This is a genomic window from Haliea sp., from assembly GCF_040221975.1.
In the GTDB taxonomy this organism is placed as follows: Bacteria; Pseudomonadota; Gammaproteobacteria; order Pseudomonadales; family Halieaceae; genus Haliea.
This window is the reverse complement of the sequence record NZ_JAVJWR010000033.1, coordinates 90,463-113,451: the sequence shown is the minus strand read 5'-3', so window position 1 is coordinate 113,451 and position 22,989 is coordinate 90,463. Positions and strand designations below refer to the sequence as shown.

General features: G+C 64.8%; 17 protein-coding genes. 8 read left to right on the top strand and 9 right to left on the bottom strand.

Translation table 11 applies throughout. The features are described from left to right. Positions 1–17 precede the first annotated feature (17 nt). Positions 18–4,862, bottom strand: a complete 4,845-nt coding sequence (locus RLO07_RS15580) for an NAD-glutamate dehydrogenase (protein WP_462293063.1) — start codon at positions 4,860–4,862, stop codon at positions 18–20. Positions 4,863–5,108: 246 nt separating this feature from the next. On the opposite strand from RLO07_RS15580, the gene RLO07_RS15575 reads away from it, so the two are divergent. The 6 genes from RLO07_RS15575 to RLO07_RS15550 are packed head-to-tail and all read left to right on the top strand — an operon-like array spanning position 5,109 to position 12,032. Further along, complete coding sequence (locus RLO07_RS15575) at positions 5,109–6,065, top strand: AAA family ATPase (protein WP_462293062.1); 957 nt, start codon at positions 5,109–5,111, stop codon at positions 6,063–6,065. Positions 6,066–6,074: 9 nt separating this feature from the next. Beyond that, on the top strand, positions 6,075–7,013 hold the full coding sequence (locus tag RLO07_RS15570) for a DUF58 domain-containing protein (RefSeq protein WP_462293061.1): 939 nt from the start codon (positions 6,075–6,077) through the stop codon (positions 7,011–7,013). Further along, positions 7,010–7,492 (top strand): DUF4381 domain-containing protein, encoded by a 483-nt coding sequence (locus RLO07_RS15565; protein ID WP_462293060.1) that lies wholly within the window; start codon positions 7,010–7,012, stop codon positions 7,490–7,492. Before RLO07_RS15570 ends, RLO07_RS15565 begins: the two co-directional genes overlap by 4 nt. Beyond that, positions 7,489–8,532, top strand: coding sequence for a vWA domain-containing protein (locus RLO07_RS15560; protein ID WP_462293059.1), 1,044 nt, complete (start codon positions 7,489–7,491; stop codon positions 8,530–8,532). Before RLO07_RS15565 ends, RLO07_RS15560 begins: the two co-directional genes overlap by 4 nt. Next, the gene (locus tag RLO07_RS15555; protein ID WP_462293058.1) at positions 8,525–10,354 is read left to right on the top strand and encodes a vWA domain-containing protein; all 1,830 of its coding nucleotides are present in this window, start codon (positions 8,525–8,527) and stop codon (positions 10,352–10,354) included. Before RLO07_RS15560 ends, RLO07_RS15555 begins: the two co-directional genes overlap by 8 nt. Next, a complete protein-coding gene (locus RLO07_RS15550; protein WP_462293057.1) occupies positions 10,338–12,032 on the top strand; it encodes a BatD family protein in 1,695 nt (564 codons plus the stop codon). Before RLO07_RS15555 ends, RLO07_RS15550 begins: the two co-directional genes overlap by 17 nt. Positions 12,033–12,056: 24 nt before the next feature. Here RLO07_RS15550 and pepN read toward each other — a convergent pair whose 3' ends face one another. The 7 genes from pepN to lipA all read right to left on the bottom strand — a co-directional run bounded on the left by pepN (position 12,057) and on the right by lipA (position 19,619). Beyond that, positions 12,057–14,717, bottom strand: a complete 2,661-nt coding sequence (pepN, locus tag RLO07_RS15545; RefSeq protein WP_462293056.1) for an aminopeptidase N — start codon at positions 14,715–14,717, stop codon at positions 12,057–12,059. Between the two features lie 8 nt (positions 14,718–14,725). After that, on the bottom strand, positions 14,726–15,559 hold the full coding sequence (locus RLO07_RS15540; protein ID WP_462293055.1) for a DUF2797 domain-containing protein: 834 nt from the start codon (positions 15,557–15,559) through the stop codon (positions 14,726–14,728). 2 nt (positions 15,560–15,561) lie between these two features. Then, complete coding sequence (locus tag RLO07_RS15535; RefSeq protein ID WP_462293054.1) at positions 15,562–15,831, bottom strand: YeaC family protein; 270 nt, start codon at positions 15,829–15,831, stop codon at positions 15,562–15,564. Positions 15,832–15,898: 67 nt separating this feature from the next. Continuing rightward, positions 15,899–16,759 carry a rhomboid family intramembrane serine protease gene (locus RLO07_RS15530; RefSeq protein WP_462293053.1) on the bottom strand — a complete coding sequence of 287 codons (861 nt, stop codon included), beginning with the start codon at positions 16,757–16,759 and terminating at the stop codon, positions 15,899–15,901. Continuing rightward, complete coding sequence (locus RLO07_RS15525; protein ID WP_462293052.1) at positions 16,759–17,643, bottom strand: NAD(+) kinase; 885 nt, start codon at positions 17,641–17,643, stop codon at positions 16,759–16,761. The genes RLO07_RS15530 and RLO07_RS15525 overlap by 1 nt, the downstream gene beginning before the upstream one ends. A gap of 75 nt (positions 17,644–17,718) precedes the next feature. Continuing rightward, positions 17,719–18,552: a 1-aminocyclopropane-1-carboxylate deaminase/D-cysteine desulfhydrase gene (locus RLO07_RS15520; protein ID WP_462293051.1), complete on the bottom strand. Its 834-nt coding sequence runs from the start codon at positions 18,550–18,552 to the stop codon at positions 17,719–17,721. A gap of 77 nt (positions 18,553–18,629) precedes the next feature. Further along, the gene (gene lipA / locus RLO07_RS15515; RefSeq protein WP_462293050.1) at positions 18,630–19,619 is read right to left on the bottom strand and encodes a lipoyl synthase; all 990 of its coding nucleotides are present in this window, start codon (positions 19,617–19,619) and stop codon (positions 18,630–18,632) included. Between the two features lie 186 nt (positions 19,620–19,805). On the opposite strand from lipA, the gene RLO07_RS15510 reads away from it, so the two are divergent. Next, on the top strand, positions 19,806–21,209 hold the full coding sequence (locus tag RLO07_RS15510) for an MBL fold metallo-hydrolase RNA specificity domain-containing protein (protein WP_462293049.1): 1,404 nt from the start codon (positions 19,806–19,808) through the stop codon (positions 21,207–21,209). 51 nt (positions 21,210–21,260) lie between these two features. Here RLO07_RS15510 and RLO07_RS15505 read toward each other — a convergent pair whose 3' ends face one another. Next, entirely contained in the window at positions 21,261–22,250 is a 990-nt protein-coding gene (locus RLO07_RS15505) for an aromatic ring-hydroxylating oxygenase subunit alpha (RefSeq protein ID WP_462293048.1), read from the bottom strand. A gap of 233 nt (positions 22,251–22,483) precedes the next feature. On the opposite strand from RLO07_RS15505, the gene RLO07_RS15500 reads away from it, so the two are divergent. After that, on the top strand, positions 22,484–22,921 hold the full coding sequence (locus tag RLO07_RS15500) for a PPOX class F420-dependent oxidoreductase (RefSeq protein ID WP_462293047.1): 438 nt from the start codon (positions 22,484–22,486) through the stop codon (positions 22,919–22,921). Positions 22,922–22,989 lie beyond the last annotated feature (68 nt).

Genomic DNA, 22,989 nt, shown 5'->3' with positions numbered 1-22,989 from the left:
GCCAGTGGCGCCCGTTTTCATGTCCGCAGGCTGCTCTGCGCCAGGTCCAGCAACTCCCTGACCGCTACCGCATACATGGCAAAGTCCGGTGCATCCGTGGTGTGCAACTCGGTAAGCATGTCCTGCCAGCGGGACAACAGCATGAATTGCTGCTGTTCCCAGGCCTCCAGGCAGCCCTCCAGGGTACCGGCTTCGTCCAGATAACGCAGGGCGCCGACCGCCAGGGTCCGCTGCTGCCACTCCAGGTCCTCCAGATAGGTATCCCGCGCCAGCGCCTGCCATTCGTTGTCGACCTTGCTGGCCAGAATCTGGCCGCTGAACCAGTCCAGCTCAAGCCGTTCACCCATCTCGAAGTAGAGCTCGGCAACCTGCAACAGCGGCGCCTCGGTCTCGCAGGCGGCGTGAATGATTCCCAGGGTGGTAGAACCCTGCAGTGCACAGGCAACCGCTTCTGCCAGTGCCGGCTCGACACCGGTTTCCTGCCAGCGCCGGGACAGTGCCCGGTACTGCTCCACCGCCCGCCCGCGCAGCATGCCCGGCAGGGCCTCGCTCAACTGGGCAACACCCTCGCTGAATTCGGCGATGGAGCGGGTCGGCGCCAGTTCATGGCGCCGATTGCGCAACAGCCAGCGGCTGGCACGGCGTACCAGGCGGATCAGGCTGTGCATCATCTCCTGCTGCACCACCGCGTCAACCTGGTGGTCCAGGCCCTCGATACGCAGCCAGAGGGCATCCACGGCGTAGATCTTCATCACCGAGGTATAGGCACGGGCAATATCGGCGACCGAGGCGCCGGTCGCCTTGCGCAGGCGTGGAATGAAGTTGAATCCCACCCGGTTGACGATGTCATTGGCCACCTGGGTGCACATGATTTCCCGGCGCAGGCGGTGCTCCGCCACTTCTTCCGGGTAGCGCTCCAGCAGGCGCGGCGGGAAAGCCGTCGCCACTGCTGCCGCCAGGTGCGGATCAATGCCCAGGTCGGAGGCGATCAGCTCCTCCTTGAGAATTGCCTTGCTGTAGGACACCAGCACCGCCAGTTCGGGCCGGGTCAGGCCGTGGCCCTGTACCCGCCGGTCGGCCAGCTCCTGGTCGGTCGGAATGAACTCCAGCGCCCGGTTCAGCTTGCCCGCGGACTCCAGGTTACTGATCAAACGCCGGTATTCGCCGTTGCGTTCCGTGGCTTCCAGCTCGGCCAGGCTGATGGCCTGGGTCTGGCGATAATTGTTCTGCAGCACCAGCTGCGCCACGCTGTCGGTCATTTCCTGCAGCAGGCTGTCGCGCTGCTTGCCGGTGAGATCACCGCGATCCACCACCGCATTCAACAGGATCTTGATGTTGACCTCATGGTCGGAGCAATCCACACCCCCGGCATTGTCGATGAAATCGGTATTGGAGCGGCCGCCCCGCAGGCCGTATTCCACCCGCGCCAGCTGAGTCATGCCGAGGTTACCACCCTCGCCGATCACCCGGCAGCGCAGCTCGGTGGCATCGACCCGCACAGCGTCGTTGGACTTGTCACCCACGTCCGTGTGCGATTCGCGGCTGGCCTTGATGTAGGTGCCAATACCGCCATTCCAGAGCAGATCGGCCTGTGCCCGCAGCAAGTGGGAGATCAGCTCGTTCGGCGTCAGGTGATCGGCCTGAATGTCAAACCGGGCACGCATTTCCGGAGTAATGTGGATCGCCTTGGCGGCACGTTCAAATACCCCCCCTCCGGCAGAAATAAGGCTGCGGTCATAGTCGGTCCAGCTTGAGCGCGGCAGATCGAACAGACGCTTGCGCTCGACAAAACTGCCGGCGGCATCCGGCTCCGGATCAATGAAAATGTGCAGATGGTTGAACGCCGCAAGCAGGCGAATGTGCGGTGACAACAGCATGCCGTTGCCAAATACGTCCCCTGCCATGTCACCGATGCCGACCACGGTAAAATCCGTGCTCTGGACGTCAATGCCCAGCTCGCGGAAATGCCGCTGTACCGACACCCAGGCGCCGCGTGCGGTGATGGCCATTTTCTTGTGGTCATAGCCGGCGCTGCCACCGGAGGCAAAGGCATCGCCCAGCCAGAAGCCGTACTCTTTGGAAAGCCCGTTGGCGATATCGGAAAAAGTAGCGGTGCCCTTGTCCGCTGCAACCACCAGGTAAGGGTCCTCGTCATCCTTGGCAACTACCAGCGGCGGCCGCAGGATGCCGCCCTCGCTGCGGTTGTCGGTGATGTCGAGCAGGCCGCGAATAAAGGTACGGTAGCAGGCGATCCCCTCTTCCTGGACCTGGTCGCGACTCATGTCCGGCGTCAGGGATTTGGCGACAAAGCCGCCTTTGGCGCCTACCGGTACAATAACCGCGTTCTTCACCTGCTGCGCCTTGACCAGGCCCAGCACCTCGGTACGGAAATCCTCCAGCCGGTCCGACCAGCGCAGGCCGCCGCGGGCGACCTTGCCGCCGCGAAGGTGGACCCCTTCCACCCGCGGTGAATAGACAAATATCTCGTACAGCGGCACCGGCGCAGGCACATCGGGAATGTCCCGCGGGCTCAGCTTGAAGGAGAAGTAGGGTTTGAGCAGTCCGTCCTCGCCCTCCTGGAAGAAGTTGGTGCGCAGGGTCGCCTTGATGACCAGGATGAACTGGCGGATGATCCGGTCCTGACCCAGGTTCTGCACCTGTTCCAGCGCCGCCAGAATGCGCTGCTCCACCGCTTCCTCCCGCTGCGTGCGCCAATCCTCGTCACCGTCGAATACCGGCGAGAAGCGGGTGAGGAACAGCTCGACGATACCTGCGGTGATGTGCAGGTGGTCCGCCATGGTCTCGGCGATGTACTCGACGCTGTAGGGGAAGCGGATCTGGCGCAGGTAGCGGGCGTAGGCGCGCAGCAGGGCAATTTCCCGCCAGCTCAGACGTGTGCCCAGCAGCAGCCGGTTGAAGGAGTCGTTCTCCGCCTCACCAAACCAGATGCGGGCAAAGGCGTCCTCGAACTCATCGCGCACCTGTTCCAGATCGATGTTGTCCGACAGCGAGTAACTGAGACTGAACTCCTGGATCCAGAAGCGCTCGCCGTCGCTGCTGCGAACGCCATAGGGACGCTCGGACATTACCCGCAAGCCCAGGTTCTCCAGAATGGGCAGCACATCGGACAGTGGCAGCGACTCGCCGCAGTGGAACAGCCGCAGGCGCAGGCGGTCGGCATCCTCCTCCAGCATCCGGTACAGCATCATGCCGAGGGACTGGCCCTGACGCAGTTCCAGCAGATGCTTGATGTCATGCACCGCGATGCGGGGATCAAAGTCATCGCGGTAACCGGGCGGGAATCCGTTGCCGATCTCGCGCGCGTACTGTTCGCCGCTCTCCTCGCCAAATTCCTCTATCAGGCGCAGCCGCAGCCGGTCTTCCCATGCCAGTGTCGCCTGCACGATCTGCTCCTCGATTTCGTTGACGTCATAGGCCTGCTCCACCGCTGGATCCACCCGCAGGACAAAGTGGCAGCGCACCAGCACCGACTCGGAGAAGTAGGTGGTGAACTCGGATTCCTCGGCACCCAGCGCGCGGCACAGAATATTCTGCATGACCCGGCGTTGCTCGGTGCTGTAGCGATCCCGCGGCATGTATACCAGGCAGCTGAAGAACTTGCCGTGGGCGTCCCGACGCACAAACAACCGGGTCTGGCGCCGCTCCTGGATACGGTTGACTGCGAGCACGGTATTGCCGAGCTCACGGATGCTGGACTGGAACAGCTCGTCGCGCGGGAACAGCTCCAGCACTCGCGCAAGCTCGCGGCCATCGTGCTCGCGCGGGTCCAGTCCGGATTGCTGGATGACTTCCTGCACCTTGCGTCGCAGGATGGGAATCAACATCGGATTGGTGGTGTAAACAGAAGAAGTATAGAGCCCGAAAAAACGGTGCTGGCCGATGACCTCGCCTGCTTCATTGAACAACTTGACCTCGACATAGTCGGGGTAGGCCTGTCGGTGCACCCGTGAGCGGGTGCCGGACTTGGCGAAGCTCAGCTGCCGCCGCTGTTGCTCTTCCGGCGCCATGCTGTGCAGGTCCGCCTGCAGGTCCCGGGCACCGCGGGTGGAGCGCAGGCGCAACATCCCGAGGCTGCGCGCCGGGTCTGCCGCCACTTCAATCTCCGCGCCCGTTCGCTTGACCTCAAGATACTCGTAGCCGAGAAAGGTCATGCGATCAAACTCGAGCCATTTCAGGAACTCCATGGCCTCGTCGCGGTTGTCCGGGTCGACACAGCTGCTGGTGGCAACCGCGTCCACAGCCTCCTGCAGACGGGCGCGCATGGGTCCGAAGTCATCCACCACCAGGGCCACTTGCTGCAGGATATCGCGCAGGCAGTCGCGCAGCTCGCCCAGCTGGTCGGGCCGTGAGTGGCGCCCGATCTCGAAGTACAGCAGACTCTCATGGGAGCTGTCAGGGAAGGCTTCCTGGCCCACTTCCAGCACCTCTTCCAGCGCGCCCTGGGCAGTGCGCCGGGCCTCCAGGTTGCAGCTGGCAAGACTGTGAATGCGGATATTGCGCTGGTTCAGTTCCCCGCGGATCGATGCCGTACAAAACGGCAGGTCCCGGCAGAGAATGACAATGACCGTGTATTTGCTCTCCCAGCCATGGCCCTGGATCTCGGGATTGAAGATACGCACCTTGGGCTCGGGAGCCTGCCAGTCCTGCATGAAGTGCAACAGGCCGTAGAGGCAGCCGTAAAGATTCTCCACTGAGCGATGGCGCAGATCCTCCGCGGGAAAGCGGCTGAAAAAGGAATCCGCCAGCTGCAGCAGTGATTGCCGGTCAGCGTCATCGCTGCGCCGCTCAATCAGGGCTGTGAGTTCTTCCAGCAGTCTGTTTTTGTAAGCGTCCCATGCCATGACTCGCGCGTGCACCTCCGGCCGCTACCGGGCCGTGACTGAATCATTATCGTTGTCGCGTAGTCTAGCGCAAAGCGGCCCCGCATGTCGGGAGAGTAAACTGGAACTTTTACCCTGCCGGCCGGTCCCAGCGAGTGCTCGCGCGCGGTACGTGAACTCCGGCAGGGCTTTGGCTACAATGCCGCACGCGCCACCCGGCGCGAGAGGCCTCGCCGCCACGGCGATCAACCGGCATAAGGAGACTGCGTGGCTAGTGCAGACATACGTACCCTGGAAACCTGGCTCAGCGGCCAGATCATCGGTCAGGCGCATCTGGTGGAGCGCCTGCTGATCGCGCTGCTCGCAGACGGTCATCTGCTGGTGGAGGGCGCGCCCGGCCTGGCCAAGACCCGGGCCATCAAGGCACTGGCAGACGGGATTGAAGGCAGCTTCCACCGCATCCAGTTCACACCCGACCTGTTGCCCGGCGACGTCACCGGCACCGAGATCTATCGCCCCCAGGAGGGCAGCTTCCACTTCCAGCGCGGACCCATTTTTCACAACCTGGTACTCGCGGATGAGGTCAACCGCGCGCCGGCCAAGGTCCAGTCCGCCCTGCTCGAAGCCATGGCTGAACGCCAGGTGAGCGTGGGCAGCGAGACCTTTCCCCTGCCCCCCCTGTTTCTGGTGATGGCCACCCAGAACCCGATCGAGCAGGAAGGCACCTATCCTCTGCCGGAGGCACAACTGGACCGTTTCCTGATGCATGTGCGCGTGGGCTACCCCGATGCCGCCGCGGAAACCGCCATCCTGCGCCTGACCCGTACCGAGGCCAGCGGCGGCAGCGCCAGTGCCCCGCCGCCCCTGCGCCAGGACGCGGTGTTCGAAGCCAGGCGCGAGGTGCTGGCACTGCATATGGCGGAGACCGTCGAGCAGTACATCGTGCAGCTGGTGATTGCCAGCCGGCAGCCCGAACTTTACGCCGAGGAACTGGGCGGCTGGATCGAATACGGGGCCAGTCCCCGGGCCACGATCGCCCTGGATCGCTGCGCGCGGGCCCACGCCTGGCTGCGGGGCCAGGATTTTGTCAGCCCGGACGATGTCCAGGCGGTGGCCGGCGATGTCCTCCGCCACCGGCTGATCCTGAGCTTCGAAGCCGAGGCCAACGGTGTCACCCCGGACCAGGTCATCAACGAGTTGCTGACCCTGGTCCCGGCCGCGTAGGGGCCCGGCGTGCGCCTGGCCGATGTCAGCCAACCCGCGACCGGTGCCTATGTGACGCTGGAAACCCTGATCGGGCTTCGCTTTCCCGCCAGCCAGCTGCAGCTGACCCGGCGCAATCGTGCCCTGAGTGCCCTGGCCGGCCCCAACAAGGCCAATTTCCGCGGCCGCGGCATTGATTTCGAGGAGGTGCGCAGCTACCAGGCAGGCGATGATATCCGCACCATCGACTGGCGCGTCACCGCACGCACCGGGGCCGCCCACACCAAGGTTTTCCGCGAGGAGCGCGAGCGCCCGGTACTGGTGGTGGTCGATCAGCGCGGCAGCCAGTTCTTCGGTTCACAGCACTGCTTCAAGTCAGTACTGGCGGCGCACCTGGCCGGCCTGCTGGCCTGGAGCGCACTGGGCAACGGTGACCGGGTCGGCGGCCTGGTGTTCAATGACAGCCGCCACCGGGAAGTACGCCCGCGCCGCAGTCGCAAGACCGTGCTCACCATTCTATCCCAGATCGAGGCCTTCAACCGCAGCCTGCCGCCCGCCAGCGGCGACGACCACAGCCTCGCGGCCATGCTGGACAACCTGCGGCGCATTGCCCGGCCGGGTACCAGCATTTATCTGGTCAGCGACTTCTACGGCGCCGAGGATCCCGCGGTGCGCGAGCACCTGTTCCGGCTGGCACAGCACTCGGAAATTACTGCCCTGGCCTGCGCCGACCCGCTGGAGACCGAGCTGCCACCGGCGGGCCGCTACGCCTTTACCGACGGTCACCGCCGCGCCGAGCTCCGCACTGCCGACCGCCACCTGCGTCACAACTATTCCCGGGAACAGGCGCAGCGAATGGTCGCGCTGGGCACCGACCTGCAACGCCTGGGCATCCCCCTGCTGCAAGCCTCCACCACGGAGTCACCCTACCTGTTGCTGCAACGCTATTTCGGGGAGCAGCGCCGATGAATCCACAGGATCCGCTGGCGGCACTGCACCCGTTGCGAACACCGGAGCCTGTGCCCTGGTGGCCCCCGGCACCGGGCTGGTGGCTGCTCGCCGGGCTGCTGCTGGCGGCGCTGGTCTGGACCGTCTGGCGCGGTTGGCGGCACTACCGCAGCAACCGCTACCGGCGCACCGCCCGCCAGGCCGTGCAGGTAATCCTCGCGCGCCACGCCGGGCACGGCGATTCGGCGCGCACCCTGGGTGAGCTCAACTCGGTACTGAAGGCGGTGGCCCTGCAGTCCTGTCCGCGCGCCGAAGTCGCCTCACTCAGTGGTGAGCGCTGGCGCAGCTTCCTCAATGCAGGCCTGGAGCGGGCACGCTCGCCGCTGCGGTTTCCCGAGGCTGTCGCCCGCGCCCATGCGCCCGATCCAGGCCCTATCGACAGCGTCGCCCTGCAGCGCTGTAGCGAAACCTGGCTGCGCCGCCACAAGAGGGTGCAATGATCACCTGGCTCTGGGCCTGGGTGGCGCTGTTGCTGCCGCTGCCACTGCTGATGCAGCGCTTCTGGCCCGCGGCACACAGCGAGGAACCCGCATTGCGGGTACCATTTTTCCAGCGCTGGCAGGCGCTGGGCCAACAGCAGTCACGGCGCGGCGGCAACGGCAACCGCACGACCCTGTTCCTGCTGTGGCTGCTGTGGATCTGCCTGCTGCTGGCTGCGGCGAGACCGATCTGGATCGGGGATCCCGTCGAGTTGCCCAAGAGCGGGCGCGACCTGATGCTGGCCGTGGACCTGTCCGGCAGCATGCGGGTGGAAGACATGCAGGTGGGCAACAATCTGGTCCGGCGCATCGATGCAGTGAGAACCGTCGGTGCCGACTTTATCAGTCGCCGCCAGGGCGACCGGGTGGGGCTGATCCTGTTCGGCAGCAATGCCTACGTGCAGTCACCATTGACCTTCGATGTGGCCACCGTCGAGCAGTTTCTGCTGGATGCCCGGATCGGCTTCGCCGGCCAGGAAACTGCCATCGGTGACGCCATCGGCCTGGCGGTGAAACGCCTGCGTGAGCGTCCGGCGGAGAGCCGGGTGCTGGTGCTGCTGACCGATGGCCAGGACACTGCCAGCACCATCGGCACCATGGACGCTGCGCGCCTCGCTCAGGGGCTGGGAATCCGCATCTACACCATTGGCATCGGTGCCGATCAGCTGGCACTGCCGGGACTGTTCGGTTCCAGCTTCGGCAGTCGCCGGGTCAATCCGTCCAGCGACATGGACGAGGCCGCGCTGCAGGAAATCGCCAACACCACCGGCGGACGCTACTTTCGGGCCCGGGATCCCCAGGAACTGGTCGGTATCTACCAGTTGCTGGACGAACTCGAGCCCATAGAGCAGGAGGCGGCCACCTACCGACCGCGCCGGGCCCTGGGCCACTGGCCGCTGCTGCTGGCACTGTTGCTGAGTTTCGTCCTCGCCTGGCGACAGCGGGGGCAACAGCCCGCGCGCTCTGGTGCTTCCGGGGAGGTGCAGAAAAACCATGCCTGAAACCCTGTTCGGACTCCACCTGATGCGACCACTGTGGCTGCTGTCCGCCGTACCGGCGCTGCTCCTGACCGCGCTGCTGTGGCAACAGCGCGGCCGGGCCGGCGGCTGGAACCGGGTCATCGCACCCGAACTGCTGCGCCACCTGGTCCCGGAACAGCAACAACGACGGCGCAGCAACCTGCTGCTGCTGGTCTGCGCGGGCTGGCTGCTGGCCAGCATCGCCGCCGCCGGGCCCAGCTGGAAAAAAATTCCGCAACCGGTTGAGCAGGTGGAAGACGCGCTGGTGCTGGTGCTGGACCTCAGCTATTCGATGAAGGCCACGGATCAGCCGCCCTCGCGCCTGGACCGGGCGCGGCAAAAACTGCTGGACCTGCTCGCTACCCGGCGCGAGGGCCAGACCGGGCTGGTAGCCTATGCCGGGGACGCCCACGTGGTCACACCACTGACCGACGACACCGGCACCATCGCCAACCTGTTGCCGGCGCTAAACCCGGACATGATGCCCCTGCCGGGCAGCGATACTCCCGGCGCCCTGCGCCTGGCTCTGGAGTTGCTGGAATCCGCGGGCGTCAGCGGCGGCCGTATCCTGTTGCTGTCCGATGGCGTCGAGGAGGCGCAGGTACCGCGCATGGCGCGGCAGATACGCAGTGCAGGCGTCACGCTCTCGGTGCTCGGACTCGGCACCGATAATGGCGCGCCCATGCCCCTGCCCCGCGGCGGGTTTTTGCGCGACGACGCCGGTGCCATTGTCATCCCGCGCCTCGACGAGGAACCCCTGCAGGCTCTGGCGCAGGCTGCCGGCGGGCGTTATCAGCGTCTGCAGGTGGACGACAGCGACCTGGAAACGCTGCTGGCGCAGTCCGCTACCGCCACCGAGACCCGCCTGGCGGAGGACCTGTCGACGGACGCCTGGGAAGACCAGGGCTACTGGTTGATCATTCTCTTGCTGCCTCTGGCGCTGGCCCTGTTCCGGCGCGGCTGGCTGCTGGGTCTGCTGCCACTCCTGCTGTTGTTGGAGCCCGCAACCGCGCGCGCCGAACCCTGGCAAAACCTCTGGCTCACCCCCGACCAGAGGGCCCAACGCGCCCTGGAAGCGGGCGACCCGGAGCGTGCCGCGGCCTTGTTCGAGGATCCCGCCCGGGCCGGTGCTGCCGCCTACGAGAGCGGCGACTATGCAGGGGCAGCGGAACGTTTCCGGGCGGATGACAGCGCCGACAGCTGGTATAACCGCGGCAACGCCCTGGCCCGCGCCGGCGATCTGGAGGGTGCCATGGACGCCTACCAGCGCTCTCTGGAGCTGCAGCCGGGACAAGAAGATGCCGTCGCCAACCTGGCCCTGGTGGAGAAACTGCAACAACAGCAGGAGCAGGAGCAGGAGCAGCAAGCAGGCGAGGACGGCGAGCCGCAGCCGGACAGCGGCGAGGAAAACCAGGGCCAGGAGCAGGGTCAGCCCGACGCAGAAAAACAGCAGGAAGAACAGCAGGAAGAACAGCAGGAAGGAGAGCCGCAGCAGCACGCAGGTGATCCGGAGCAGGGCTCGCCCCGGGACTCTGCCGCAGAATCAGAGGATGCGGGCACGGCGGATGAGGACTCCGGTGCCATGCAGCCGGAACCAGCGCCGGAGCCGACCGCCGCACCGGAACCGCTGACCAATATCGAGGTGCCGGAGCTGTCGCTGGAAGAGGCCGAGCGCAACCAGGCCATGGAACAGTGGCTGCGACGGGTCCCGGATGACCCTTCCGGCCTGCTGCGAGAAAAATTTCGCTACGAGAGCCGCAAGCGGCAACAACAACCCGGGAGTGGAAATGAGCGTGACTGGTAGCCGCACATGGCTGGGACTGGGACTATTGCTATGGCTGTGGTGCGCGGCGCCACAGGCGGCACTGGAAGTCGCCGTAGACCGTCAGCAGGTGGCGCTGGGAGACAGTCTGCGCCTGGTGATCACCGCTACCGGAGACGAGGACCTGGAGGGCCTTGAGCTGCGCACCCTGCTGGCGGACTTCGAGATCCTGCAACGCAGCATGAGCAGCAGTACCAGCATTATCAACGGCCAGACCACGCGCACCCGGCAGCTGTCGCTGGACCTTACGCCGCGGCGGGAAGGCACACTGGCAATACCGGCGTTCCGCGCCGGCGTGGAGACCACGCAACCGGTCGCCATCGAGGTTGGCCCCCCGCCCACCCCGGCCGACGCCGACCAGCAGGTGCTGTTCAGTGCCGAGGTCGATCGCAGCGAAGTCTATGTACAGGGACAGCTGCTGCTGACCCTGCGCATCCAGCAGGCAATCAACCTGGACTCCCGCAGCGTCAGTGAGCTGCAACTGGATGGCGCTTTCGTGAAGCCGCTGGAGCAGAATTCTTTCCAGCGCACGATCGACGGCCGGCCGTGGCTGGTGCACGAAGTACGCTATGCCATCTTTCCCGAGCAGAGCGGCACCCTGGAGATACCGGCCCAGCTGTTTACCGCCCGCGAGAGCAGTGGCCGCCGCAGCGTGTTCGACATTGGCGGCGGCGGTCGCCAAATCCAACGGCGCACCCAGCCGGTCGTGATCACCGTGCATCCGCGCCCGGCCGCGTTCCCCGCGGGCAGTACCTGGCTGCCGGCGCGCAATCTCACCCTGGAGGAAGACTGGTCCACCCCCCCGGACCAATTGCAGGCCGGCGAGTCCGCCACCCGCACCCTGCGTTTGCGCGGCGAAGGCGTGCACGGCGCGCAACTGCCCCCGGTGGAGTTCACGGCGCCAGACGCCCTGCGCTACTATCCGGACCAGCCGCTGGTGGATGACCGCGAGGACAGCAATGGCGTGGTTGGTCTGCGCCGGGACAGCGCGGCCCTGGTGGCGAGCCGGGCCGGCAGCTGGACACTGCCGGAAGTGCGCATTCCCTGGTGGGACACGGAAACCGACAGCCTGCGCCATGCGGTGCTGCCGGCCCGGGAAATCAGCATCGCCGCCGCTCCCGGCAGCGCTGCCGGGTTGGACCCGGTGACCGTGCCTGGCACTGCCCCGACATCTCCTGTAGCCACGACTGCCGGCGACAATGTTGGGCAGCGGCCATGGCAGGCGCTGGCGGCGGTACTTGCCCTGGGCTGGCTGGCGACACTGGCCTGGCACTGGCGGGTCACGCGCGGCGCGGGCGCTGCACCTGCAACGCACACGGTACCGAACGCCAATCCGGGGGAGGCACGCGCCTTCAAACAACTGCAGGCGGCCTGCGCCAGCAACAGCACACCCCAGGCCCGACGTGCCCTGGTTGCCTGGGGCAGGGCGCGTCTGCCTGGACCCGCAGGAGCGAATGCCGCGGCACTGGCTGCCAGCTTCGGTGATGCCGCCCTGGAAGCGGCAGTGGCAGACCTGGACCGCGCCCTGTACCGGGACTGTGGCAGCGCCTGGGACGGAGCCGCGCTGCTGGCAGCGGTCAAGCGCCTGCGCAAAGCTGAGCCCAGGCACGACGCCAGTACCGGCGACAACGCCCTGACGCTCTACCCCCGAGGCACTTGAAACAACGCCGGAGAATAGCGCCGCTCAGGCGGCGAGCGCCTTGTCCAGCACCTCGTAGACATCCCGTGATACGTTTGGCAGATCCGCCAGGCGCTGCAGCTGCGCGCGCATGAGCTGTTCCCGGCCCCAATAGTTGCGCCACTTGGTAAGGGGCGTCAACAGGCGGGCGGCTATCTGTGGGTTGCGGCTGTCCAGTTCTTCGATCCGGTCTGCCAGGAAGCGGTAGCCGGCGCCATCAGCACGGTGAAAATTGACCGGGTTGGCACTGCAGAACGCGCCGATCAGGGCCCGCAGCTTGTTGGGATTGCGGCTGTCGAAAGCCGGGTGCTGCAGCAGCCGCTGCACCCGCTCCAGGGTATCCGTCGCGGGCAACGTCGCCTGCACCTGCAGCCACTGATTCACCACCAGCGTCTCGTGCTGCCAGTCCTGGTAAAACCACTCGAGTGTCGCATCGCGCTGCGCCGCACTACCGTGGCTGGCGAGTGTCTGCAGGGCGGCCAGGCGATCAGACATGTTGTCGGCATCGGCAAACTGGGCCGCCGCCAGGGCCAGGCCCTCCTCCCCCGCCAGGGCCAGATAGTCCAGGCAGATGTTGCGCAGGCTGCGCGCGCCGATCTGGGCGGAATCCGGCGCATAGGGTTCAGTGCTTGCCAGGCGCTGGTAGCAGTCCATGAATGCCGCGCCGTGGCGCTGCGCCAGGGCTGCCCGCACGGCATTGCGGGCGGCATGAATAGCGTCCACATCGGCGCCGCCGCGGCTGGCGGCCAGTTCGGCGAGATAGCTTTCACCCGGCAGGCGCAGCATTTCCGCGACCATGGCCGGATCCAGCGCGGCATTCGCCAGCAGCTCTCCGCAGGCCTCGAGGTACAGGGCGTCAACCGCCACCGCGGCATTGGCCGCCAGCTGCTGCTGGGCCGTGTCGAGCACCCGCAGGGCCAGCTGCTGGGCGGCATCCCAGCGTACGAAGCCATCGTCTTCCAGGCTCATCAGGGCGCAGAGCTCGGCGCTGCTGTAGTCGTAGTCCAGGCGGACGGGTGCGGAAAAGCCCCGCAACAGTGCCGGCACCGGCGGCTCCATCACCCCCTCGAAGCAGAAGGTCTGCTCCTCCCCGGTCAGCACCAGCACCCGATGGGTGTTGTCTGCGTTCTCTCCATCCGGCGTCTCGCCCGCCAGTCGCAACGGCAGATTGCCCGCGGCCCCGAGCAAGCCCAGGGCGACCGGAATCATCAGCGGCACCTTGTCCGGCTGTCCCGGCGTGGCCGGCGTACTCTGGCTCAGGGTCAGGGTATAGCGCCGGGCCTGGGCATCGTGCTCGCCACGGGCGCTTAGCCGGGGGGTGCCGGCCTGGGAGTACCAGCGCCGGAACTGGGTGAGGTCTATACCCGAGGCGTCCTCCATCGCCCGCACGAATTCCTCGCAGGTCACGGCCTGACCGTCGTGGCGCTCGAAATACAGGTCCGAACCCGCGCGGAAGCGCTCTGGCCCCAGCAGGGTGTGGATCATGCGCACCACTTCCGCACCCTTCTGGTAGATGGTCGCGGTGTAGAAATTGGAGATCTCGACAAAGGAATCGGGCCGCACCGGATGCGCCATGGGGCCCGCGTCCTCGGCGAACTGGGCGCTGCGCAATACATTCACCTCCTCCACCCGCTTGACCGTTGGCGAACCCATGTCCGCGGAAAACGCCTCGTCCCGAAACACGGTGAAGCCTTCCTTGAGACTGAGCTGGAACCAGTCCCGGCAGGTGACCCGGTTGCCCGACCAGTTGTGGAAGTACTCGTGGGCGACAATGGACTGTACCCGCTCGAAACCGGCATCGGTGGTGGTTTCGGGGCTGCACAGCACACAGGAGCTGTTGAAGATATTCAGCCCCTTGTTTTCCATGGCGCCCATGTTGAAATCATCGACCGCGACAATGTTGAACACGTCGAGGTCGTACTCGCGGCCGTACACGTCCTCGTCCCAGCGCATGGACTGCTGCAGCGAGCGCATGGCATGGTCGCACTTGTCCAGGTCCTTTTCCTCGACGTAGATGCGCAGAGTGACATCGCGACCACTGGCGGTACGGAACCGATCCTCGATATGGCGCAGGTCTCCGGCCACCAGCGCGAATAGATAGGCCGGCTTGGGGAAAGGGTCGTGCCAGCTGGCACGGTGGCGGCCGTTGCCCAGCGGCTCCAGCGTCAGTGGATTGCCGTTGCTCAGCAACACCGGATAGCGGTCCTGGTCGGCCTCGATGGTAACGTGGAATTCCGCCATGACATCGGGGCGGTCCAGGTACCAGGTTATTTTGCGAAAACCCTCCGCCTCACACTGGGTGCAGAACATGGCGCGGGATTTGTACAGGCCATCCAGGGAGGTGTTGTCCTGGGGCCGGATGCGAGCCTCGCTGCGCAACTGAAAGGCATCCGGAACCGCTGACAGCACCAGCCCCTCGGCGCTGAGTTGATACTCTGCGGGCGCCAGCTCGCGTCCGTCAATCGCCAGTGACAGCAGCTCCAGCTCCTGGCCATGCAATTCCAGCGCCGCACCAGGCTCGCCCTCGGGATTGCGCCGCAGATGGAGACAGGCGCTGACCAGGGCGTGGTCCTCGTGCAGGTCGAAGGCCAGCTCGGTGCGTTCGATCAGGAACGCCGGTGCCCGATAATCCTTGCGGTGAATAACTTGCGGCTGTGCATCGCGCATGGTTTACCTCAATGTTGTGACAGGGCGACCTGATAGCCGCCGAATTTGCGAAGATTGATGACGCCGGTATCCAGGATCAGGTACTGACCCTTGATCCCCAGCAGGGTTCCGGCCACCTGCGCGTCCTTGTCGAAATTGAACGAGGTGACCTTGCGCGGGTACTCCAGTACCGGATACTCGATCGCGGTCACAGCCTGTTGCTCGAGCGGGGCCAGCGCCTGCAGGCCAAACTGTTGTTGCAGCGCGGCGATTTCAGCCGCGCAAACCGCCATCAGGCGTTGCCGTTCAGACTCAAGGTCGGCTGGCCCGGAGGGTCCCTTGAGCATCGCCTGCCAGTTGGTTCTGTCGGCGATATGCGACTTGAATACTGTTTCCACCAGCCCGGACTGGCGGCGACTGGCGACCCGGAAGATCGGCAATGCCTGGGTCGCCCCCTGGTCCATCCAGCGCGTGGGGACCTGGCTGTGGCGGGTGATGCCCACCTTGAGACCGGAGGTGTTGGCCAGGTACACGAAGTGGTCAATCATGCAATTGGCTTCGCCCCACTCCGGCTCCCGGCAGGTACCCAGGTGGTAGTGACACTTTTCCGGGCTCATGATGCAGCTGTCGCACTGTGCCAGGCGGCGAAAGCAGGGATAGCAGTAGCCCTGGTTGAAGCTTTTGCTGGTAAGGCGGTCGCAGTGGATACAGTTGATCGCACCGAGGAACTCCAGCTGCAGCGATTGCCCCAACAGCGCGTTGAGGGGCACCCGGCTATCGCCCAGCACCATCTCGTAGGCCACCGGTGCCTCGAGCCGGGTTTGCATCTTGCGCAGGACCCCGCGGGCCAGTTCTGCTGCCATGGCTATTGACCACCGGGCGTGTCGCGCCAGCGCAGCGGTTCTGGCTGCGGATCATCGCATTCGCTACCGGCCTTGCTGCCCTTGTCGATATAACCGACACGCTGCTCCGGCGGCAGATGACGCTCCCCCCAGGCAATCAGCGCCTGCAGGGCATTCGCACGCTGCTCGGGCGACACCGGGCGGCCATCGGGCCAGCGCCCCAGCTCCACCGAGCGCTTCAGGCTTTTGTAGACCTCCGGGGTAAGCTGATTGATGACGTCCTCGTATTCCATGATGGCTCCGGGGCAGAAAAGCCGCGCATTATAACCGCCTGCGGCCGCCCCTGTCCCACCCGCGACCTCAGCCGGGCCGGGCTCGCGACAGCAGGGCCATGCCGGCCCCCAGGGCCCCACCTGAGAGCAATCCGCCGACGTGAGCCGCGTTGGCGATCGCACCGAAGCCCAGCACCTCGATCACTCCCACCATGCACAACACCAGCCAACCCACCATCAGCAGCATGATCGGGCGGCTGGGTTCGAAGGTCCAGCGCGGCTGCAAGCGGGCTCCGACAAAGCTGAAGCCCAGCAGACCGTAGACCACCCCGGACATGCCACCGAAGATGGATGGGCCCCCGAACAGGTACTGGCAGGCGTTGGAGACCAGGGCGATGGCAAAGAACAATCCCAGCATGTGCACCGCGCCGAGAGTGCGCTCCACCTTGTTGCCCAGCTCCCAGAGCCAGAGGCTGTTGAACACAATATGCAGCCAGCCGAAATGCAGAAACGCGGGCGTTAGCAAACGCCAGTACTCGGAGCCCATGCTGCCAAAGCTGATGGCACCGTCCTGCAGGGTAAAGGGAGCGAAGGTGAACAGTGACAGCCAGGCCATCGGCGCGCGCAGATACACCAGCAGGAAACCGGCCACGCTGAGCGCCATCAGTAGCAGGGTGACCGGGGCGGACAGCACCCGCTGCAGGGTGCTGGAGCCCTGCTGGGTTGTCGATGGCGCCTGTGCCGCAATCTGCAGCTGCAGCTCGCCCGAGCGCCAGGCGCGATAAAGGTTCCTCACCCCCTCGACCTGGGCCGGATCAGCCACCTCCAGCACTTGCTCGCCCCCGGCTTCATAGACTCGATGCGGGACCCGCCGCTGCTGCAGCAGGACCAGGAGGGGCAGCAAATCCTCGCTTGCCGGCACCCGCAATACCGTGCAACCTCGCGCCATCAGCTCACCAACGCAGTGCTCCAGCGCAGTTTGTCCCTGCAGCTGGCGTAAAAGCTGTGTCCGACCGGGTGCAGCAGGGTCAGGCGGTGCGGTTTTTTGGTAATGACCACGGAATCACCCGGGCGCGCGGTCATGTTGACCTGGCCATCGCAGGTGACCGGGGGGTGGATGCGGTTGCGCTCAAGTATGTCCAACCGCAGTTCACTGTTGCCGTCCACCACAATGGGACGACTGCTGAGGGCGTGGGGAAACATGGGCACCAGTACCACCGCGTCCAGGGTCGGATGCATGATCGGCCCGCCACCGGACAGGGAATAGGCTGTGGACCCGGTGGGGGTGGAAATTATCAGTCCATCAGCCCGCTGGCGATAGACAAACACCCCGTTGATGTAGAGCTCGAATTCGATCATCTGCGCCGAGGTGCCGGAGTTGACCACGACATCGTTGAGGGCATCGGCGCGCGCCACGGTCTTGCCGTCGCGCAGTACCCGCGCGTCCAGCAGGAACCGGCTTTCCCGCGCAAACTCGCCCGCCAGCACCGCGGGCACCTGGGTAGCGATGTCATCGGGGGTGATGTCGGTCAGGAAGCCCAGGCGGCCACGATTGACCCCCAGTACCGGGGTCTCGTACTTGGCGAGGGTGCGGGCGGCGCTGAGCAGGCTGCCATCGCCGCCGACAACGATCACCAGATCGCTGTCTTCGCCAATCTCATCCAGCGTAGCCCGGGGAATGCCGGTATCGGCCACCAGCTCGCCGAGTCGGGCCTCCAGCACCAGCTCCTTGTCATGCGCCTGCAACAGACTGATCAGCTGCTCCAGCACTTCCTCCAGGCCGTCCTGCTGGCTGCGCCCGACCAGGCCGATCTTGTCAAAACCAGTTTGCATAACCGCACTGCCCTGTTCGCAAGCGAACGCCATTATAAACACACACCCGGTAGCCGACACACGCGCCGCGGCCTCTCAGTCCAACCAGGGGTAGCCGCGCCGCCCCTGCAGTCCACCGCTGTGTACCAGAATGATCGGTTCCCGCGCGGACCATGTCCCCCCGGCGAGTAAACTGTGCAGGGCCAACAGGGCCTTGCCGGTGTACACCGGCTCCAGCTCCAGGCCCAGCTCCCGGTCACAGTGACGCATGAGCGCCCGCAGGCGCGCATTGGTACGGGCGAAGCCGCCGCAGTGGAAGTCGCGGTGCAGGCGCCAGCCGGCGTGAGTTTCGGCTGCCATGTCCGACACCCAGCCAGCGATGGTCGATTCAAGTTGGCCGTCCCCGCGCAGGGCGACAACACCCTCAATGGAGAACCTCGCCGGCAACGCGGCTGCCAGTCCCGCGAGCGTTGTCCCGGTGCCCACGCCGACGACGATGCGCGCACCCTGCGGAAAGCGGGCCACAATCAAATCTGCCATTGGGCGACAGCCGGCCACAGCCAGCGGCCCGGCGCCACCCTCGGGTATGACATAGTCAGCGCGCAACTGCCGCGAGAGCGTGGCGACATAGTCGGGATCCTCGCGGCGCCGATACTCACCGCGACTGACAAAATGCAACTGCATGCCCCAGGCGGCGGCATCGGCCAGGGTTGGCGACAGGATTTGCGGGCGTTCGCCGCGAATCACACCCACGCTCTCCAGACCAGCTGCCTGCGCTACGGCCGCCAGCGCGTGCAGGTGGTTGGACCAGGCGCCGCCAAAGGACAGCACCCGACGGTGCCCCGCCGCGGCGCTCACGGCCAGGTGGGGCGCCAGCTTGAATTGCTTGTTGCCGGGAGCAGCGCCGCCACTGCGATCCAGCCGCAGCACGGTGACGTTATCGAGGGCAACGCCCTCCAGGATCCGGCCTGCCAGCGTTTGCCAGAGGCCATCGTCGCTGTCAGCGCTTATGCCAGCCCCACATTGTCTTTTTGCAGTACCTGCTCGGCGCGGTAGCTGGAGCGCACGAATACCCCGGAGACCACTTCAAGAAAGCCCCGCTCCAGGCCCCATTCGCGGTACTGTTCGAATTCGCGCGGCGCAACGTAGCGGTCGATGGGGTAGTGATTGACGGTGGGCTGCAGATACTGCCCCAGGGTGAGGATATCGACGCTGGCGGCGCGCAGATCATCCATCGCCTGCTGGATTTCGTCGTCGCTCTCGCCCAGACCCAGCATCAGGCTGGTTTTGGTGAGTACATCCGGGCGGTAGCGCTTGGCGTGGGCCAGCACCGCCAGGGTCTGTTCGTAGCTGGCGCGGGGATCGCGCACGGGGTGCGTCAGGCGGCGCACGGTTTCCACGTTCTGGGCGAAAACCGCAATGCCAGAGTCCAGCACTGTCTCCACATCCGTCAGCACGCCGAGGAAATCGGGAGTCAGGGCTTCCACCGCGGTTTCCGGGTTGTCCTGCTTCACCCGCTGCACGCAAGCGGCGTAGTGCCCGGCGCCGCCGTCGGGCAGATCGTCGCGATTGACCGACGTCAGCACCACGTACTTAAGCCCCATCAGACGCACGGACTCGGCCGTGTTGGCCGGCTCCTCCGGGTCCAGCCAACCCCGCGGATTACCGGTATTGACGGCGCAAAACCGACAGGCTCGGGTGCAGGTATCACCCATCAGCATGATGGTCGCGGTTCCCGCACTCCAGCATTCACTCATGTTGGGGCACTTTGCTTCCTCGCAGACAGTGGCAAGGCGATGGGTGTGGACAATGTCCTTGACCTTCTCGTAACTGTCGCCACCCCGGACCCGAATGCGCAACCAGTCCGGCTTGGCCGGGCGTTCGCCGCCACTGGCAGCCGCCTTGATGCCGTCCTTGATCGCAGTAATACCGCGCTCATTGACAAACTTGTTGCCGCTGGCCACCTGCACGGTGGGAATGAGTTTGCTGTCTGACATGTCACGATCCCGTCACGGCGACGGCCACACGGCTGCGACCCGCCTGTTTTAGGGGCGTCATTATAGCGAACCCGGCGCGACAAAGCAGCGCGAAAGACCAACGAGCTGCCGTCAACCAACCCGTTACTGCGCAGCGGGCGGCAACCGGGTTATAGTTGCCGCTGTCTACTATTACAAGGACCCTACATGGCAACCATCACTTTTTACGGCGCAGCCCAGGAAGTCACCGGTTCCTGCCACCTGCTGGAATCCCCCGCCTGTGGCCGGGTACTGCTGGACTGTGGCCTGCGCCAGGGCGGCGATGCCGTGGAGCGAATCCACAATGAACGCTTCAGCTTCGACCCATCCAGCATTGACGCAGTCATCCTGTCCCACGCCCATCTGGATCATTGCGGGATGCTGCCGCTATTGGTGCACCAGGGCTTCCGAGGCCCCATCTACTGTACCCGCGCCAGCGCCGACCTGCTGCCGATCATGCTCAAGGACGCGGTCGGACTGTACCTGCGCGATCTCGAGCGGGAGAACCTGCGGGCGGAGCGACGCGGCCGCAAGCCCAGGGAACCTATCTATGATGAGCATGATGTGGAAAAAGTCCTGCACCAGCTCAAGCCCTACCGCTACGGCAAGACCTTCAAGGTAGGCACTGGCTGCCAGGTCTGTCTGCATGACGGCGGCCACATTCTCGGCTCTGCCATTGTCGAAGTGTCCCTGGAAGAGAACCGGGGCGCCAAAACACTGGTGTTTTCAGGCGACCTGGGTCGCAGTGGCTCGGTGTTGATGAATGATCCCGAGCTGCTGGAAAAAGCCGATCTGCTGCTGCTGGAGAGTACCTACGGCGATCGCAATCACCGCGAAGAAGACGAGACCATGGAGGAGCTGCGAACCGCGCTGCACGAGACTTGGGAACAGGGCGGCAGCGTCATGATCCCCGCTTTCGCGGTGGGGCGCACCCAGGAAATCCTGTTCCATCTGGGCCGCCTGCACTATGCCGGCCAGCTGGACGCCTGGCAGATCTTCCTGGACAGCCCAATGGCCATCGAGGTGACCCGGGTCTACGACCGCTGGCTGGACCTGATGGACGGCGACGACATCCGCGAACTGTCCGCTGCCCATCGCGACTCCCTGGCAGACTTCCTTCCCCGCCTGCAGCTGACGGCGGATACGGAGGCATCCATGGCCATCAACCGGATCAAGAGCGGCGCCATCATCATCGCCGGCAGTGGCATGTGCACCGGTGGGCGTATACGGCACCACTTCAAGCAGCGCATCTGGGACGCCCGCAACATGGTAGTTTTCACCGGTTTCCAGGCTCAGGGCACACTTGGCCGCCTGCTGGTCGATGGCATGAAGACCGTGAAACTGTTTGGCGAGGAATATGCCGTCAAGGCGCGGATGGAGACCCTGGGCTGTTTTTCCGCCCATGCCGGCCAGAGCGAGCTGATTGCCTGGGCGGCACATTTCAAGCCAACCCCGCGGATCGCCCTGGTCCATGGAGAGCCCAGGTCCCAGGACGCTCTCGCCGACAAGTTGTGGGAGGAACTGCAAGTGCGCGTTGCCATCCCGGCCGTCGGCGAATCCATCACCTTCTGACTGCGCCCCTGGCCGGCCGGGTGACGCCGGCGGGGGGCGCATCAAGTTGACTCAGCTGGTGGCCAACGGCTCGGTGTAGAACTGGCTGTACCACTTGCGGAAACGGGCGATAGGGCCGTCACCATCACAAAGGACAGGCTGGGGCCGGAACATCTTGTGCTCCCAAATCGGCTTGTCTTCATCCAGCTGCTTGCAGATGTCACGGATGATGGCCGCGTTCACACCCCCCTCCTTGACCTCGCCGTTGACCTTGGGCTGGGTAAATGCAAAACGAACATGTACTGTCTCGTCGTCTATCGGTGTGACGTTGCCCATCAGGAAAGTGTCGGCAATGCCCTCGAAACGGGTAAAACCCTGCCCGGGCCCAATATTCCTGGATGTGATACTGCCCTTGACCATACCCTTTGGTGTTTGCAGATCCGCGCGCTGGATGCCCAGCGAGTAGTGCTGGTCGTAGGTCAGATCAGTTTCGGGGAAGGTCGCTGTCTGGTGCACGTAGCGGAAGTGGGCGGAATCGGCGCCATTCTCGGCCATTTCCTGGCAGGCGGTCTTGATCACCCACTCGAAGCGCTGCAGCGGCGCCCAGTCATCACTGTTGGCCTCGGGAAAGGACTCGACCTCCCACAGCGGCGCAGCATCGTCGGGATGGTACCAGGCATAGATCACCTGGTTGTCTTCCACTAGCGGGTAGGTCTGCAGGCACTGCTTGCCCTGGATCTTGGGCGGCATGTTTTTCGCGTAGGGGACTTCCGTGCAGAAACCCTCGGCGTTGAATTTCCAGGCGTGGAAGGGACAGACGATCGTCTCCCCCTCAATGCGGCCACCCTGGCCACTGCTCTCGTTGATGCCATAGCCCAGATGCGCACCCAGGTGCGGGCAGTAGGCGTCCAGCAGGACGGCCTTGCCCGATTCGGTCCTGAACAACACCAGTTCCTTGCCAAAATATTCCACCGCCCGGGACTGGCCGACGGCAAGCTCATCGCTGTACGAAATCACGAACCAGCCGAAGGGTATCGGCATGGGGGGACGGGGTTTGGGCATGACAGGACTCCTCGCGGGTTGGAACGGGCCCGCCGTGGCAATACGGCTTTGGGGGCTCAGCAGAGGCATGATAGACGCTTTTATCACCGGCCTTAAGCAGCGTGGTACAAGCACTTGGACCGGACGCCTGCGGCGCAGAAAAGAAATTTCCGGCACAATAGCCGCGACCATTGCAGACCGGGGCGTCGTACCAGGCGCTCCGCGATCACGATAACCCGCCAGGAGCGCTGAGCATGAGCAGCCGGAAAACCGTCCCGGACAGCCACAAGGCTATTCTTGAAACTGCCATATTCGCTTTTGTCAGTACAATACGGGCAAAGGATCAATTCATTTCCACCAACCCTGTAAGTTTTGATTGGGATGGAGACAAACTTCGCTTCAGCACGCTCAAAAGTCGCATCAAATACAAGAATCTACAGGCTGATTCGCGCATCACGATCTGTGTGCTGGACCCGGTGAACCCGACCCGCTACGTCGAAATCAGAGGCCACGCCTCACTCGCGGACGATCCGGATGGTAGTCTCAATCAGAAAATCTACCGGAAGAACATGGGCCGGGACTTCGACATGGACGAGCCCGGCGCCGAGCGGGTGATCGTCACCGTCGAACCCGAGCAGGTCTCGGCGCCACTGCTTTACGGCGGCCGCCTGGATCATATAGGTAGCGAGTGACACACGCCCGGGCATCGGGCCAGGTCTGATGGCGACCCAGTCGCTACAAGCCTTGAGGCAGCGAGCCG

Coding starts and splice junctions, on each gene's coding strand:
- RLO07_RS15580 (WP_462293063.1), bottom strand. CDS start 4,862: ATGGCATGGGACGCTTACAAAAACAGACTGCTGGAAGAACTCACAGCC.
- RLO07_RS15565 (WP_462293060.1), top strand. CDS start 7,010: ATGAATCCACAGGATCCGCTGGCGGCACTGCACCCGTTGCGAACACCG.
- RLO07_RS15560 (WP_462293059.1), top strand. CDS start 7,489: ATGATCACCTGGCTCTGGGCCTGGGTGGCGCTGTTGCTGCCGCTGCCA.
- RLO07_RS15555 (WP_462293058.1), top strand. CDS start 8,525: ATGCCTGAAACCCTGTTCGGACTCCACCTGATGCGACCACTGTGGCTG.
- RLO07_RS15550 (WP_462293057.1), top strand. CDS start 10,338: ATGAGCGTGACTGGTAGCCGCACATGGCTGGGACTGGGACTATTGCTA.
- pepN (WP_462293056.1), bottom strand. CDS start 14,717: ATGCGCGATGCACAGCCGCAAGTTATTCACCGCAAGGATTATCGGGCA.
- RLO07_RS15540 (WP_462293055.1), bottom strand. CDS start 15,559: ATGGCAGCAGAACTGGCCCGCGGGGTCCTGCGCAAGATGCAAACCCGG.
- RLO07_RS15535 (WP_462293054.1), bottom strand. CDS start 15,831: ATGGAATACGAGGACGTCATCAATCAGCTTACCCCGGAGGTCTACAAA.
- RLO07_RS15530 (WP_462293053.1), bottom strand. CDS start 16,759: ATGGCGCGAGGTTGCACGGTATTGCGGGTGCCGGCAAGCGAGGATTTG.
- RLO07_RS15525 (WP_462293052.1), bottom strand. CDS start 17,643: ATGCAAACTGGTTTTGACAAGATCGGCCTGGTCGGGCGCAGCCAGCAG.
- lipA (WP_462293050.1), bottom strand. CDS start 19,619: ATGTCAGACAGCAAACTCATTCCCACCGTGCAGGTGGCCAGCGGCAAC.
- RLO07_RS15510 (WP_462293049.1), top strand. CDS start 19,806: ATGGCAACCATCACTTTTTACGGCGCAGCCCAGGAAGTCACCGGTTCC.
- RLO07_RS15505 (WP_462293048.1), bottom strand. CDS start 22,250: ATGCCCAAACCCCGTCCCCCCATGCCGATACCCTTCGGCTGGTTCGTG.
- RLO07_RS15500 (WP_462293047.1), top strand. CDS start 22,484: ATGAGCAGCCGGAAAACCGTCCCGGACAGCCACAAGGCTATTCTTGAA.